This window comes from Neobacillus rhizosphaerae (assembly GCF_050477885.1).
Classification (GTDB): Bacteria; Bacillota; Bacilli; order Bacillales; family Cytobacillaceae; genus Neobacillus; species Neobacillus rhizosphaerae_A.
Genome location: NZ_JBCNAC010000162.1, coordinates 96,906 through 113,540, shown reverse-complemented (window position 1 = coordinate 113,540; position 16,635 = coordinate 96,906). Strand labels below are relative to the sequence as shown.

The 16,635-nt window shown below is 38.6% G+C and carries 10 protein-coding genes, 1 pseudogene and 1 other annotated feature; of the genes and pseudogenes, 4 read left to right on the top strand and 7 right to left on the bottom strand.

The window, feature by feature from the left end:
- Positions 1-69 precede the first annotated feature (69 nt).
- The 3 genes from ABES03_RS21940 to ABES03_RS21930 form a co-directional block, all read right to left on the bottom strand.
- Positions 70-1,308 carry a substrate-binding domain-containing protein gene (locus ABES03_RS21940; protein ID WP_430120683.1) on the bottom strand — a complete coding sequence of 413 codons (1,239 nt, stop codon included), beginning with the start codon at positions 1,306-1,308 and terminating at the stop codon, positions 70-72.
- Between the two features lie 251 nt (positions 1,309-1,559).
- Positions 1,560-4,808, bottom strand: a complete 3,249-nt coding sequence (locus ABES03_RS21935) for a BTAD domain-containing putative transcriptional regulator (RefSeq protein ID WP_430120681.1) — start codon at positions 4,806-4,808, stop codon at positions 1,560-1,562.
- 109 nt (positions 4,809-4,917) lie between these two features.
- Complete coding sequence (locus ABES03_RS21930) at positions 4,918-5,667, bottom strand: glucose 1-dehydrogenase (protein ID WP_430120679.1); 750 nt, start codon at positions 5,665-5,667, stop codon at positions 4,918-4,920.
- Positions 5,668-5,809: 142 nt separating this feature from the next.
- On the opposite strand from ABES03_RS21930, the gene ABES03_RS21925 reads away from it, so the two are divergent.
- Positions 5,810-8,344 (top strand): bifunctional diguanylate cyclase/phosphodiesterase, encoded by a 2,535-nt coding sequence (locus ABES03_RS21925; protein WP_430120677.1) that lies wholly within the window; start codon positions 5,810-5,812, stop codon positions 8,342-8,344.
- Positions 8,345-8,544: 200 nt separating this feature from the next.
- On the opposite strand, the gene ABES03_RS21920 is transcribed toward ABES03_RS21925, so the two are convergent.
- On the bottom strand, positions 8,545-9,999 hold the full coding sequence (locus ABES03_RS21920; protein WP_430120675.1) for a hypothetical protein: 1,455 nt from the start codon (positions 9,997-9,999) through the stop codon (positions 8,545-8,547).
- 148 nt (positions 10,000-10,147) lie between these two features.
- On the opposite strand from ABES03_RS21920, the gene ABES03_RS21915 reads away from it, so the two are divergent.
- On the top strand, positions 10,148-10,453 hold the full coding sequence (locus ABES03_RS21915; protein WP_430120673.1) for a hypothetical protein: 306 nt from the start codon (positions 10,148-10,150) through the stop codon (positions 10,451-10,453).
- Between the two features lie 167 nt (positions 10,454-10,620).
- Positions 10,621-10,912: pseudogene (locus tag ABES03_RS21910) on the top strand (IS3 family transposase); the annotation flags it as partial.
- Positions 10,913-10,971: 59 nt separating this feature from the next.
- Here ABES03_RS21910 and thrB read toward each other — a convergent pair.
- Genes thrB through ABES03_RS21895 form a run of 3 tightly spaced genes read right to left on the bottom strand, consistent with a single transcriptional unit; the run spans position 10,972 to position 14,238 of the window.
- Positions 10,972-11,889, bottom strand: coding sequence for a homoserine kinase (thrB, locus tag ABES03_RS21905; RefSeq protein ID WP_430120671.1), 918 nt, complete (start codon positions 11,887-11,889; stop codon positions 10,972-10,974).
- Positions 11,876-12,946: a threonine synthase gene (thrC, locus tag ABES03_RS21900; RefSeq protein ID WP_430120669.1), complete on the bottom strand. Its 1,071-nt coding sequence runs from the start codon at positions 12,944-12,946 to the stop codon at positions 11,876-11,878. Before thrC ends, thrB begins: the two co-directional genes overlap by 14 nt.
- Complete coding sequence (locus tag ABES03_RS21895) at positions 12,943-14,238, bottom strand: homoserine dehydrogenase (protein ID WP_430120667.1); 1,296 nt, start codon at positions 14,236-14,238, stop codon at positions 12,943-12,945. The genes thrC and ABES03_RS21895 overlap by 4 nt, the downstream gene beginning before the upstream one ends.
- Before the next feature lie 289 nt (positions 14,239-14,527).
- Positions 14,528-14,739, top strand: a binding site (T-box leader).
- Positions 14,740-14,811: 72 nt separating this feature from the next.
- Between ABES03_RS21895 and serA the strand changes: the two genes are divergently transcribed.
- Positions 14,812-16,455, top strand: a complete 1,644-nt coding sequence (gene serA, locus ABES03_RS21890; protein WP_430120665.1) for a phosphoglycerate dehydrogenase — start codon at positions 14,812-14,814, stop codon at positions 16,453-16,455.
- Positions 16,456-16,635 lie beyond the last annotated feature (180 nt).

Below are 16,635 nucleotides of genomic sequence, written 5' to 3'. Positions count from 1 at the left end.
ATGATTTCGGTCAAACCCTCGTCATGTTTATTAATGGATCAGACTCACTACTTCTTGCTTAGTATAAATTTACTTGTTGCGAATTGGTGGTGCTGTTTCCTCTGGAGTTAATTCCCTGATTAATACCGGTACTGGGTAAGCTACTCCGTCTTTCTTTTCTAATTTAATGGCATACAATGTTTGTAGTGCCTGGTGATCCTCTTTACGGTACGTCATTTTGCCTTTCGGTGTGTCGAAGCTCATACCTTCCATTGTTTGAATCAACTTAGCAGAATCTGCATCGCCATTTGTCTTCTTTAATGCTTCCACAATGGAAATGGCAGCACTCATTCCACCTGGTGTAAATAGATCCGGAACATCGCCGTTAAATCTCTTCTTATGTTCAGTAACTAGCCAATCATTGATTTTATTTTTTGGCAGGTCATGGTAATAAACTGTGAAGCCTTCCATACCTATGAGTGGTTCCATTGTTGATAAGGCAGCAATATCAGGTGCGCCCGTAGAAATCTTGATTCCTTTTTCTTGTACCTTCATATCGGAAAGCTGCTTCCATGGAGAGTTAGCGCCAGCCCATACGACAAACAGATAATCTGGTTTTGCCTCAACAATTTTTTGAATGTTAGAAGTGAAGTCTGTAGCAGCAGGATCTGCATACTCTTCCTTCACAATCTCTGCACCAAGCTTTTTCGCTGCTTCTTTAAAGGCAGCTACTCCATCACGACCAAAGGCATAATCAGGAGCAAGTGTAGCAATTTTCACACCCTTCTTTGCAATAGCTGCTGCACCGGCAACCGCATCTTGCGAGGAGTTACGTGCGGAATGGAAAATATACTTATTAAACTCTGAACCTGTAATACTATCAGCCGCTGCTGGTTCAACGACCATCACCTTTTGATAATCTTCTGCCAGCGGGAGTACAGCTAATGTATCTGCTGAACTAGAGGATCCTACTAGGAAATCGACTTTGTCTTCTTCTAATAGTTTCGTTGCTTTTTGTACGGCTACTTCAGGCTTCGTTTCCGTATCTTCTACAATGAATTCAATTTTTCGACCAGCAACCTCCATTTTTCCTTCCGTTGCATAATCAAGCCCTAGCTCAAAGCCTCGCAGTGTTTGCTTTCCATATGCTTCTAATGCACCTGTCTTAGAGGCAAGAACCCCAATCTTAATTGGTTCTTTATTTTCCGTCTTTTCTCCACCCTTGTCATTTGACTCAGATGATGACTTGTCGGAGCTGCACGCACTGGCAAATACCATCATAAAAATAAGTAATCCTAATAATGCCCATCTTCCTTTGTTTCCCTTCACTCTTTTTCCCCCTTAAAATAGTAATTCACAAACTGATAAAGCTTTGATTTTAGGATAAAATACGAGAGTTACATGCAAGTTACAAATTCGTTTTTATTAAAAATAGGGAATTGGCTCATTTTCAAGAGACATTGGCTCATTTTTTAACAGTATTGGCCCATTTTTCAGGGTTATTGGCTATTTTACCATTTAAAGGTAAAATTCCACTTCCAAAAATTACTTTTTCAAGAAAAAAGAGCAGCCCTCTATTATTAAGGCTGCTCAATTGGATTGATAATGGTTTGTGATTCAATAATCATGTCGTACATATGCTTGGTTGGTTCTAATGGCGAAACCCCCAGCTCCTCTTCCAACACTTCTGTGCATTTTTGATACCACTTCATCGCTTGTGGACGATTGTTTTTACGATAATAACAATACATAAGTAAACGGTAAGCTTCTTCCCAGGTTCGGTCACGCTCTAAAATTTTTTCACACCAGTAAATGGCCGTATCATAGTTTTCTCTTCGGACCATTAACTGGGCCATTTTTTCAGCACCTCGTAAAAAATAAACGAGCATACTTTCTCTTTTACTAATACACCAATCTTCATATCGTCGGTCAGGTAAATATTCTCCTTGATAATGGGTTAAGCCCTTATCTAAAAAATAAACAACCTTATCAAAGTTAGTCTCATTTAATCCATCCTGAATCCAGGACTGAAATTCAGTCGTATCCAATTCGATGACCGCCTGCGGGTTTAACCCATAAAACATACCTTCTCTTATGATAAAAAAAGGAGCAGCCCTTGCTTTTCTTGTTGGTTCTAATACATGGTGAAGACTGTTCAACGCCACTTTAAAATCGCGATCCGCACTTTTTTTATCATGGTAAGGCCATAGAATCTGGATTATTTCGTCCTTCGCCATCGGCTCACTTACTGTAATAAATAACTGAAACAATTCTTTCGCTTTCTCTCTTGGCCACTCCTTGTCAGCTACCTCCTTCTCACCAAGCCAAACCTTAAATTGACCAAGTGTCTGAACTCTTAGTGAATACCCAGGATGTGAGTCGATTATGGCTACACCCATATTCTGAAGAATTTTCGCCACATACGGTTGATGAATTTCTTCTTTTATCGCCTCCAATAATAAGGGAACAAAAACTTGTAGATCCCTTGGGCTAAAGACAGATCTTTTATGAAAGAAAAATTCATAATCGTTACTCTGCACAATATTAAGAAAATCAGTCATGCTCTTCCTAAAACCATCCGTACTTTTCTGTACATAATAAACATGAGACATCCAGAAATGACTTAGCATCAGTCCAAAATAATCCTCACACAGTAAAAATAATGACTGGGTTTTTTCTAGATAGTGATGCGCCTTCGGCAAACGATCATTATAAATACAGGTAATACCCATACACAAAGTAATAAGTGCTGACAGCCATACATCATGAACCTTTTCCGTTTCCTGAAGGGCTTTTTCCCCAGCTTCCAAAGCTCGTTCCAGCTCACCTTTTGTTCCATACAAAATACAGAGACCCATAAGTGGCTCAGCTTTACCGCGATCCACATTAAGCTGCTCCATAATATCTAATGCCGTTTGGTAACAGGTTTCTGCTAGATTTAAATCATATTTATTTAACACTTGCACGGCATGCCCCATACGAATCCAGCCACAGGCTTCAACAAATGGCGCATTTAGGTTTATACCTTGCTGAATCCCTGCTTGGGCTAGCTCCTTCGCCTTTATCCCTTCTCCTGTAAAGGCTTCGATGAGGGAAAGTAATAAATCGGTTTCACGGTGGGCTTGCGGCAAGGAGGCACCATTTGTCCCTTTCAGCTCCCCTTTTTTAAAATAAAGCGCTTTCTTCGCTTGGTCAAAACGACCGGTTCGTAGATATAATCTAGCTTCTAAATTTCCATCCAAGCTGTCCAGCATCGATTCCTTCGTCTTTTTTATCCATTTTTCTGCTTCAGACGATTTACCTGAGTTTAATAGATTCTCAGAAAGTAAGTGATAGAGTTTCCCTTTTTCCTCCGCTGAACTCCTAGATTTCTCTCGATAAGTAATTGCTTCATATAAAATTTTTTCTGCGAGCTGCGGTTGTATCGTATCTAAATAGATTTTGGCTTTTCCTTCTAATGCCCTGCTCATGCCCAAATAGTCCTGCTTTTTCTCAGCACCGGCAAAGGTTTTGGTGTAACACTCCTCTGCCTCTTGATACTGGGACCGGTAACGATACACCTCTGCTTTTAGAAACCAAAGGAGGTAGTAGGCTTGCATTTCCACTTCTGGAACCATTGTTAGCTGATCAAATAAGCTATCTAATTTGCCACTTTCAAGCATTCTTAAACCATTCTCCTGAAGAATAGAAGCAATCGCTTTAAAGTGGTTAATTTTTTTATAATGGTGAAGGGCTTCCTCCCACAATTCTCGTTTTTCATAAAAACGAGCTGCTCTTTCGTGGAGCATAGCATAATTAGTTGGATTGTTTTTTTGGAGGGACTCTTCTAAGAATTCTTTAAAAAGCGCATGATACCGGTAATGGCTCAACCCTACCTTTTGTATAAATAAATTTCTTTCTTTTAATTGCTCTAACATGCCAGAGGCTGATTGAAGCCCAATCACCTCATCACAAATTTCTTCCTCTATTTCATCAAAGATCGAGGTCTGCTCTAAAAACTGTTGGATGATTGGAGGCTGTTTTGAGAAGACTTCCATCACTAAGTATTGGAATAAATCTTGAAGTGAATGTGAGGAGTGTTCAAAAAGATCTGAAATATCTTGTGTAAGAGGAATTTGCTGTGCAATCATGCATAAAGCAATCACCCATCCCTCTGTCATCTGATAAATCGTTTGTAAATGGCTTGCCTCAATATCTAATCCATAAAGGTCGGTTAATAGCAGTTCCATTTCGTCAAGGGTAAGGACTAGATCTTCCTTCGTGATTTCTAGTAATTGCCCACATACCTTCATTTTCGTCAAATGCTTCCATCCTGGTCTACTTCGGCTGGAAATAACAATATGTAAATTGGAAGGTATGTGTTCAAGCAGTTTCTCGATCCAGCTATTAATCGTATAGGAATGTTCTATTTGATGAAAGTCATCTAAGATTAATGTTAATTCAGTTGGAATGGAAAGGACTTCATTTATAAAAAGTGAACATAATACACTGATTTCTTCTGCCCGAATATAACGGTCCATCGTATCAATATAATTCGATAGCTCCATTCCGAATTCGGGAACAACCCTGCGAATGGAATGGATGACATAGGAAAGGAATGGCAGGATGTCGTCATCCATTGGCGAGATGGAGTACCAACACCCTTGTATGGCTTCGTCTCTCATAAATAAAGCAAGCGCCGTACTTTTTCCAAAACCTGCACCCGAATGAATGATGGTCAAAGGGTAGTCAGGAATCTTTTTCATTTTCTGTGTTAGTTTTGCTCTTCTGATAAATTCATCCTTCACAGCAGGGATTCGTAGTTTTGTTTCAATGATTGGCAGCTTCAATTTATGAGACCCCCTCTCTTATTCACAATATTTACACTATTTTACCATATTGTGACTCATAAGTGTACGAGTATGGAGAAACAAATAAGGAGCTGAAATCCAAGTGAATTTATTCAGTGTAAATCATTTTCCGAGTCATACCGCCATCTACGACTAAATTAATACCAGTAACAAAATCATTTTCGAAATCTGTTAAATAGAGACAGGCACGTGCGATATCGCTAGGTTTGCCTACACGTTTAGATAGATGCTGCTCATGATCAAGTTCCGATAGTTCTGACTCGTCTCCTGTGTGAATCCAACCTGGAGAAATAGCATTAACTGTAATTCTATCGTTACTAAATGAAGCAGACATTGCATGAGTAATTGCAGTAATCCCACCTTTTGTTGCAGCGTATGCTTCTGAATTCGGCTCTGACATTAGTGCTCTAGTGGAAGCGATGTTTACAATGGATCCTCCTCCTTCGTTCTCTCTCATATACTTTGCCGCCTCCCTCGAGCAAAGGAAAACACTTCGCAGATTGGTATGGATGATATCGTCCCACTCTTCTATAGATAACTCATAGGGAGACTTAAACACACTCTTCCCGGCGTTATTAATTAATATATCAATGGTTCCATATGTATTCTTCGTCGTTTCAAATAGGTGAATGATGTCCTTTTCAGATTTAACTTCTGTTTTAACAAATTGTACTTCTGCTCCATTGTTTCTTAATTCGAGAGCGGCCATGTTCCCTGACTCAGAGTCTATATCCGCTATAACTACCTTTGCACCTTTTTCAGCAAAGGCTGATGCCACGCCACGTCCAATTCCGTTTGCCGCACCTGTGACCACAACTACCTTATTTAGAAAATCCATTCGTCAACAATCCTTTCTTTTTTCAAAACTAATCTTATTCCCATATGATATACGGAAATTTCAAGTAATAATATAGGTCCTGCTTGAAAAAACTAAACAGATAATAGAGGGTTATCCCCTCAGCTAATTGGAGTGTTTATTATTGTCCATTAAGAAAAAGATTCCGCTACTTTTTTGCCTTTTAGTTTTCTTGATTTTACTAAGCAATAATACCTTTCATTATGTTCGTTCTAAAAGTCAGTTACTCAACTATAACGAGAAAGAAATCGAAATGATCATAAAAGAAGTCTCCTTCCAAGTAGAGAAAACAAAGGAAGGTTCGCTTTATGTGGAGGATATTCTAGGCAGAGACCTCAGAATAGCTTCACTAGCAATAAAACAAAAGCTTCCCCCAAACTACCAAGACATAAGCAATGAACAGTTAACATCATTAGCAAAAGAGGTAGGAGTTTCACATATTACCTTATTAGCCAAAACGCCTGATGACATTATCGGCATAAAATCTTCCGACCCTGAAGAAATAAACATGTCAACTAAGGATTGGGGCTATTGGTATGATGCCTATAAACAACTGTTCGCTTTAACTCCTGTTTCCGTTGGAAAAGGGCTAACCTTGCCGTATTATTGGTCCGGTCCAATCGAAATTGCGTCCTCCGATCCCGAACATATCGATAAGTGGGGCTATTATTTTGATGGGTCTACGAATTATATCATTAACCCCTATTTTCGAGACAATGAAGTGTTAGAATACGAGGAACGATTCGGACCTGGAAAAGTAATCGAAGGTTTTATTAAAGAACGGGGAGTTCTAGAACTATCAGTCATCAATCCTAAAAACTTTGGTAAAAAGAGTGAAGTGGTTCATCTAAACGGAAATAGTTATATACGAATTTCCGCTAGACCCATATGGTATGGATCCTACAAATACCGTAATGTGAAAGAGGATACAAAATTAGTAAAAAACGCGATAAAAACGAAAGAATTGCAATCATATAAGGTTTGTTTGAATGGAAAAAGTATAATGAAAACCTTTGTACCCGTTTTTCCTAAAAATGACCAAGCCTATGTGATTGGCCTTGTTTATAATTATGGCTTGATTGAGCAGGAGCTTCGTCATGAATTAATGGCCCATGTCCTCCTGTCTATTGTCATTATGATTATTGTATTAATTATCAGCTTTATCTTTTCTCGTTCTATTACAAAGCCAATTGGATATATCGTTGACCAGGTCAATGATATCGCCCAAGGAAATTACGAAAAAAACATCCACTTAAATCGAAAAGATGAGTTAGGATTACTTACTGAAAACGTGAATTCTCTTTCTAAACATTTGCAGAGTTATGTTAAAGACTTACATCAAAGTAAAGAACTCATAGAGTACCAGGCCTATCATGATCCTTTAACAGGCCTATTAAACAGAAGATATGTCCTTGAAAAATTAACCCCTTTTATTAACCGTGCTAATGAAACGGGTAACAAAATATCTGTTTTATTCATTGACTTGGATCGGTTTAAACAGGTCAATGACTCCTTTGGGCATAGCAAGGGAGATGAAATATTGAAAACCGTTGCTAACCGTATTAAGGATTGCCTCCCGGAAGATGACACCATTATCATTACAAGACAAGGCGGAGATGAATTTATTATTTTTCTAGTGGACATTGATATCTCCCAAACGAAAAATGTTGCTGAAAGAATTGTCAACAACCTTAAAAAATCATATTCTCTTGATGGCAGTGAAATTTACCTTGGTGCCAGTTGTGGAGTTAGCATGTATCCTGATCAATCAAAAGATATAGACACACTTGTTATTTATGCAGATTTGGCTATGTATGCAGCTAAAAAAATGGGCGGCAATAAAGTAGTGGTTTATTCGGAAAAAATAAATAAATCAAATATAAAAAGACCAAGATTAGAAGCCCGTTTACGTAAAGCTATTGAGAATGAAGAAATTGAAGTGTATTACCAGCCCAAAATCAATGCTGACTCTGGTACCATCTTTGGTGCTGAGGCATTGGTCAGATGGAATGATGAAGAATTTGGATTCGTGTCACCAGATTTGTTTATCCCGATTGCTGAAGATACGGGACTCATTCAACCTTTATGGGAGATCGTCATGAAGACAGCCTGTCAACAGATTAGCAGCTGGAACCTGAAGCGTTCCCAATCGCTATCAATTTCAGTTAATTTCTCTGCACGTCAATTTCAAGAGCCGGACAGTATGGTCAAACGTGTGAAAGAAATTCTATCCGAAAGCCGTTTAAACCCACAAAACTTTGAAATTGAAATTACCGAAAGTATACTTCTTAACAATTCGACTGAAATTGTTCATTCACTGCAAACTCTTCAAAATATGGGAATTGCTATTTCAATTGATGATTTTGGTACTGGTTACTCCTCCTTAAGTTATTTGAAGGACTTACCAATCGATTCCTTAAAGATTGATAAATCGTTTATTCAGAATATCGATATGGAGTATAGAAATACTGAGATTCCAGAGGCCATCATTAATTTTGCCCGCAGCCTTCATCTGAATGTCATCGCTGAAGGGGTAGAAAAAGACTTTCAAAAGGAGTTTTTACTTTCGAAAAACTGTGTGCAAATGCAAGGGTATCTATTCAGTAAACCATTGAACAAAGACGAATTCGAAAGGTATATGGGAGACATCAAAGCGTAAACGCCTTGATCAGCCCCTACAGGCAAATGTTCTTTACCAATAAAAGTCGATCTTTGACTTTTTGCGGAAGAACATTTGACCCAAAGGGCTAGGCACTGGATATGGCCAATTCTCGAAAGTCAAACAATAAAATTTCTTATAATTCATAAAAAGCGCAACTGTTTTAAATACTCCCTTGAACAATTTTTTTAGTTTTGTGATTATAGCATTTTACCATCTGATCCTAAATTGTATCCATCAATCTGAGTGTTATAGGCCATTGAACCATTGCTATAAAAGTAATACCAATATCCTCCAATTGATTTCCAACCTGTTGCCATTGAACCTGAGGAGCTAAAATAATACCAAGTTTCACCTAGCTTAAGCCAGCCGGTTACCATCGCACCTGATGAATTCATATAATACCAGGTTTCACCTAGTTTAAGCCAACCGGTTACCATCTGACCTGAACTATTGAAATAATACCATTTTCCTCCTACTAATTTCCAACCTGTTACCATTATAGTTGGATCAAAGTAATACCATTTTCCTCCGGTAGATAACCATCCTCTGTGTGCAGTTCCATCATGATCTATATATATCCATTTTCCATCATCCAACTGATTCCAACCATAGACATAACCACCCTGCGTCACATCACCATAATCAAAACCATACTCTACTTCATAATCTTCCCCTGAAGAATCAGAGAAAGTAATTGATGCAGGTCCTATGGAAATTCCAAACTTTCCATCAAGATTAGTATAAGTGTGTCGATATTTGGTTTGAATAAGTGCTCTACTACCTATTTTGCTTTGACTTACACTTATTTTTCTATCCATATAGGCAAATTGCCAATCAGCTTCAGCTAAATCCCATTTTACGCCATGACCATAAATTCCAAGACTGTCAGCGTCAGGCTCTAATTTACCTGAAGAAGTTTTTAATATCCATCCACCGTATCCGTCCGGGATATTTAAACCAAAGTTATAACCTGAGTCAAAAGTATTTGAAATAGGAGTGGCATTAATATCGAACATAGTGGCGAATCCATCTGTAATAGTCATAAAAGGTTTATCAGACCAGTATGCAGTTGATGTATATTTGTATTCAAGATTGGTTCCCCATTTTCCTAAATATGTAGCATATGTTCCTAATGTCAAATCACCATCCACTGTTTCTTCCTCAGGTGGTAAATAAGCTGCAGTAACACTTTTCACCCTATTAGATGATTGTCTAAATGTGAATGGTTGATTGCTTCCAAGTTGCATTATAGATAGGGATCGGCCAGTCTTTTTTTTGTATACTTCTATATCTTTTAATTTAAGTTTTTTTATTTTATTTATATTCTCTTTCGTATACTCAGTAGATTCTCCAGATAAACTAGTATAGTATTTTTTTACATTTTTAATAGAAAGTTTAACGGCCTTTCCACCATCTTTAGCATTCTTGATTTTCTCTTCTCTAGATAACTTGCTGAAAAAATCTTCAGGATACCCTATTGCAATCATCACGTCATCTAATTCTTTGTCAGATAAAACCTCAGGATTATCAATTGGTTTTACTCTTCCGTCAGAAGTTTTCTCTACTATGTTATTTCTTTCAGCAGATGTTTTAGCAGAAACTAAAGAAGAAAAACATAAAAAAACAGCTAGTAAAATACTAATTTTTTTCATTACTTGCCCACCTTTACTTTAATATAATTCTATTATAGTAAAAAATGGTATTTTGTATATAATTTTACATATTTTTAAAGTATTTGTTTATATTTACAAAACATGTACAATATAGTAAAACAATGTTAAGAAATGGAGGTGATTTGATTTGAAGCAAAAAAAGATTGTATTAATAATTCTTGCTCTTATAGTGATTATTTTAATAATAGGAATCAGTTTACCTGGTAAGAAAAGTACAACATCACGCATATTAGTTCATAATAAAGGGAGTAACGGTCATAATTACTGGATTGAAGTTACTAACCCATATGAACCCCACCCAAAAAAATTTAAAATTAATGTTGAAAAAACTACTTGGCAGCTCCTAGAAACTAGTAAAGAGTATTTTGCTACATATGAATATAAAACAATTGAGAAAAACGTTGAGTTAGAAAATATTCATTTTCCAAAGTAAATAATATAGAACGGTGACTACCCGGACCTCTTCTTCCACCATAAGTACTGTTCAGCATACTGCATCTCTATTAAATATGAAGAAGAAATTCGTATCTTTGATTTAAATTTTTACAGCCCTCAATTCCTCCAATATGAGTTATCAAAGGCAAAATTTTGGATTCGGAGGCATTTATCCACTCGGATCAAGGAAGTCATCATGCAAGCCCTAAATATCAGAAGATATTAAAAAAATCTGGTTTAGGTCAGTCTATGTCTAGAAGAGGAAATTGTTAGGAGAATGCCCCGAGGAGTCTTTTTTGGTCATTTAAAGGATGAATTAGACTATCAACCTTGTAAAACATCAGAGGAACTAAAGACGAAAATAAATCACTATATAGGTTACATTAACAATTATCATTATCTATGGAATATAAAAAAGATGACCCCTACTCAATGGAATCATCTTTTAGCATCTTAACTCTTTTTCTTCATATGTCCTTGACACTGGTGCCAGTTTAAACGGTCACCCTTTCCCTACTATTTCACAATTTCTTCAGATGTACTTACACTACTTCCCATATTACTTATGGACAATCGCTTTACATTCATTTCTGGGAACTCAGCTTGCATCGTTTTCACAAGCTGTGCTCCCTTACCTTTTTCAATGAAGCAGAGCACAGTTGGTCCAGCACCGCTTAAGGCTACTCCGAATGCACCGCTGGCCTTGGCCAATTGTTCCATTTCTGAGTAGGAATGAATAAGCGGTTTACGGTAAGGCTGATGAAACAAGTCCTTCTCCATCATTTTTCCCGCCAATGGCCAGTTTTGGCTTAATAGAGCTGCAACTAATAGATTGGCTGTGGAAGAGGCTTGGATTGCCTCTCCTTGAGAATAGGTTGTCGGCAGAACTTCTCGAGATTCTTTAGTCAGTAATATATCTTGTGGAATCATGGCTACCATTTCAAAAGGATGGTCCCTAAATGAGAGCATATCCACTTCATTTTGACGATAACACCCAATCACCAATCCCCCAAAAAGGGACGCTCCCACATTATCAGGATGCCCTTCCCATTTAGTAGCAAGGAGAAGCTTTTCAGCCATTGTCAAGCCTAGGTCACCCACTGAATCAGCTAGCTCAATGCCGGCCACAATGGCTGCGGCACTTGAGCCAAGTCCCCGTGCTAAAGGAATCTCACTATCCACACTAATTTTCCGTGGGGATAGTTTTACGCCATAGTGAGCGGCTGTTTGGATCGCAACTTGGCAAATGAAATGACTCTCATCTGTTGGTAAATCCTTTAATTCTTCACAATTAGATCGGCATTCCCATTTGTCATGCTTATCAACTTCTAAGGTCAAATACAAATTAAGAGCTAAACCGATTGAATCAAAGCCTGGTCCTAGATTAGCTGAACTTGCTGGTACTTTAATGATTAGTCGATCATTTAGAGTCACATTGGACAACACCTTTAATATGATCTTTTACCGCCTCTTCATCATTTGGCAACTGAACTGGTTTAACCAGACTGCTGCCAATAGCTGTATCTGGATCTTTTAGCCCATTTCCAGTGAGAACAGCCACAATTTTTGTCCCTCTTTTTACTTTTCCCTGTTGGATACTTTTGTAAATACCAGCAATAGATGCACAGGATGCAGGTTCAGCAAAGACCCCTTCCGATGAGGCTAGTTTTTTATAGGCAGCAATAATCTCTTCGTCTGTTACTTCATCAAATTGACCATCTGATTCCTGAACAGCAGAAACAGCTAGATTCCAGCTGGCCGGATTCCCAATGCGAATCGCTGTTGCAATCGTTTCTGGGTTTTCAAAAACTCGGTTATGCACAAGTGCAGCTGCCCCTGCTGCTTCATAGCCAAACATTCTTGGCAGTCCTGTTCCCTTCTTATCAGCAAATTCTTTAAATCCTTTCCAATAGGCACTAATGTTTCCTGCGTTTCCGACTGGGATGGCTAAAATATCTGGAGCTTCCCCTAACTGCTCACAAACCTCAAATGCAGCTGTCTTTTGCCCTTCCAATCTGAATGGATTAACAGAATTCACAAGTGTGATTGGCTCTTCTTCGCTAATATTTCTAACCATTTGCAATGCCTGATCAAAATTCCCCTCAATGGAGATGATTTCTGCTCCATACATCATCGCTTGAGCAAGCTTCCCTAAAGCAATTTTCCCTTCTGGAATCACGATAATACACTTTAAACCTGCTCGTGCTGCGTATGCTGCTGCAGCCGCAGATGTGTTACCCGTAGAGGCGCAGATCACCGTCTTACTTCCTTCCTCCACGGCTTTGGCCACAGCCATTACCATTCCTCTGTCTTTAAATGAACCAGTGGGATTTGCACCCTCCATCTTTACATAGAGGTCCACATCCCATTCATTTGAAAGCCGTTCAAGCTTGATTAAAGGCGTATTTCCTTCATTTAATGTTAGATTAGGAGTCTCGTTATTTATTGGTAAAAATTCTTTATATGCTTCTAATAGTCCTGGCCATCTCATAATGATTTCCTCACAACCCTATATGCACTTTTTATTTCTTTGACTGCTGTTAAATCATATAATTCTAGTAGTATTTTATCGTAATTTGTTACAGATGCTCGATGCGTCACCAAAACAATTTCTGATGTTTCATTCTTCTTAATTGGCAATTGAAGAATTTTCTCAAAGCTAACCCCGTATTTTGCAAAAATGGAGGTAATATCAGCAAACACCCCTACCTCATCCTGGACATGAATTCGCAGGAAATACTTGGAGAATTTCTCTTCATCTTCTTTTAATCGCTTAGGGTACTGCGGTGTAACTGCACTTCGGCCATTTACACCCAGTCTTAAATTTTTAATCACACCTACAAGATCAGAAACAACGGCAGTTGCGGTTGGTAAACTTCCTGCCCCTGGTCCATAAAACATCGTTTCACCCACTGCTTCACCATAGACATAAACCGCGTTGTATTCATTTTGAACAGAAGCAAGTGGATGATTATCTGATAAGAACGTCGGTGCCACACTTACTTCTACTTTTTCTCCTTCACGGTGAGCGAAGCCAATTAGTTTCATTGTATAGCCTAATTGTTTTCCGTATCGTAAATCCTCTTCTGTTACATTAGAAATACCACTTACTTTTACATCATCCAAATCGATATGCATAGAGAATCCTAGTGTCGCTAAGATGGTCATTTTTCGTGCGGCGTCTAACCCTTCTACATCTGAAGTGGGATCTGCTTCAGCAAATCCCAGCTCCTGGGCTTCTTTAAGAACTTCGTCATAGGAGCGGCCTTCATTGCTCATTTTTGTTAAAATATAGTTAGTGGTACCATTCACGATACCCATCATTTGTGTAATCCGGTCAGATGCCAGGCCATCAACCAAGCCTCTTAAAATAGGAATGCCTCCCGCCACACTTGCTTCATAAAACAAGTCACAGCCATGTTCCGAGGCAACGGTTAACAGTTCTGAACCATGCAAGGCCATTAAATCTTTATTCGCTGTAACCACATGTTTTCCTTGGCGAAGAGCCGTGATCAAATAGTCCTTTGTATCTTGTACTCCACCCATCACTTCAATGACCACATCAATGTCATTGTCGAAAAGAATATCATCAGCGCTTGACGTTAACATTTGAGCTTCTACCTCTACAGGTCTACTTTTATGTAGGTCTTGTACAAGAATTTTTTTGATGACTACCGGACATCCCACTTGGTGGATTAATTTATCCTGATGATTTTTAATGATTTTGACTACACCTGAACCAACTGTTCCTAATCCTAATAATCCAATAGAGATTGCTTTCATGTGTTCGCCTCCCATACATGTGTCCGTATATCACGCACAAATGTTTTTCTGTTGTAGACATTATATGACTGTCTGAATTTTTTTACAATATATTTATTTAGGTAAAATATATGTAATCGCTTACTACCGCGCCGTTACTGAATAACTTTTTTATGGTGAATTTCCTCTTCCAAAAAGTTAAAATTTTTTCCGCTTTATCCCTTTACAATCCTGAAGGTATGGTTGTAGAATAGTCCCTATATTCAATTGAATTTTGAAATTTCGAGCAAATTAGTTTTTTCTATAGTTAATAAAAGTATTGATGAAGACGGCATTAAGAAAAAGCTTCAGAGAGCCGGTGGCTGCTGCGAACCGGTGCTATTTCTTAACATGCCTAGCCCTTCTGAACTGGCTGCTGAAGGCTTTTAGTAGGCTCGCCCGGTAGAAACCGTTAATTTCTTGAGGCTGCACTTCTTTTGTGCAGCAAAAGAGGGTGGCACCACGTGACCTTACGTCCCTCATAACAAGACAAATCTGTCTGTTATGAGGGACGTTTTTTATTAGAAAGCAAAAATTGAGGAGGCTTGGAGGAAAATGTACAAAGTACTTGTAACCGATGGAATTAGCAATACGGGATTAAAAAGCTTATTGGAACATCCAAATTTCGTTGTCGACCGGCAGCCCACTCTTCCTGTTGAAGAGTTGAAAACGATTATTGGGAATTACGACGCACTCATTGTGAGAAGCCAAACAAAAGTAACCGGGGAGCTTCTAGAAGTGGCCGGCAGGCTCAGAGTCATCGCAAGAGCAGGTGTTGGCGTTGATAATATTGATGTGAATGCAGCTACTCGAAAAGGAATTATTGTCATTAATGCTCCTGGCGCCAATACGATTGCAGCAACCGAGCATACTCTAGCAATGATGCTGTCATTAGCGCGAAAAATTCCCCAAGCCCACAAAAAAACATCAAATGGCGAATGGGACCGTAACTCCTTTAAAGGAGTGGAGCTTTATAAGAAAACACTTGGTGTCATTGGAATGGGTAAGATCGGTACCGAAGTGGCAAAAAGGGCCAAAAGCTTTGGCATGAACATTTTAGGGTTTGACCCTTATTTGACAGAAGAACGGGCCCAAAAACTAGGGATGACAAAGGCAAGCCTTGATTTAATTGCACAGGAATCAGATTTTATTACGATTCATACACCTCTAACTAATGATACTAGAGGCATTATAAATGATGAGTACTTAAGCAAAACAAAGAAAGGTGTCCGCTTTGTCAACTGTGCTCGGGGTGGTATTATCGATGAGAAGGCACTAGTAAGGGCCATTCAATCTGGCCATGTTGCAGGTGCAGCGCTTGATGTATTTGAAAAAGAGCCTGTTGCAGATCCTGAATTACTGGAAAATCCAAATATTATTGTTACTCCACATCTCGGTGCCTCCACTGTTGAAGCACAGGAAAAAGTAGCCCAGGAGGTAAGCGCGGAAATCATCGAGATTTTTGAGTCACAGTCGATTCAACATGCCGTTAATATGCCGCAAATGTCTGGTGAAACGCAGGCAAAACTGCAGCCATATTTACTTCTTGGCGATCAAATGGGGCAGCTTGTCATTCAATTATTAAACAAGCAAGCACCAACCAAAATAGAAATCAATTACTACGGTGATTTAGTGAACGAAGATACAGAGTTATTAACTCGTACTTTATTAAAAGGTGTATTATCTTACCATTTAAGTGATTCCGTCAATTTGATTAATGCGCTTCACCTCTTGAAGGAGCAAGGTGTTTCTCATAATGTGGTAAAGAACGCAACCAATAAAGGCTTTGCGAATTATATGGAGCTGAGCGTATCACAGGGTAATGAGACCGCGAAGATTGGAGCAACGGTTTTAAATGGCTATGGCGCGAGGATCTTAAAAATCAACCAATACCGTATCGATGTGAAACCAGAAAAGTATTTGTTATATATTAAGCATCGCGACGTACCAGGTATGATTGGAAAAGTGGGTTCATTGTTGGGCGATCACAGTATCAATATTGGTACCATGCAGGTTGGCCGGACGGAAGTAGGCGGCGAGGCCATCATGGTGTTAACTCTTGATAAAACATTAAGTCCAAATGTGATCCGTGTATTAAAGATGATTGATGGATTAAATGAAGCACAAGTCCTGGAGTTGAGTACGGTCGATTCGTTTGAACCCGGGAGGCTGGAACCTGAGAAGGTAGAGAGCATTTAGGTTTGCATAGAAAGAGGGATTGCGTCTCGGTGCAATCCCTCTTTTTATTGATTTTTTCTAATTATTTGTTGGTTTCTTCGATTCGCTCATAAAAGGCAAGATTCGCTCATTAAATTATAAAATCCGCTCATAAATAAGTAAAATTCGCTCATAAACCAAGTAAATCCGCTCATAAATTTA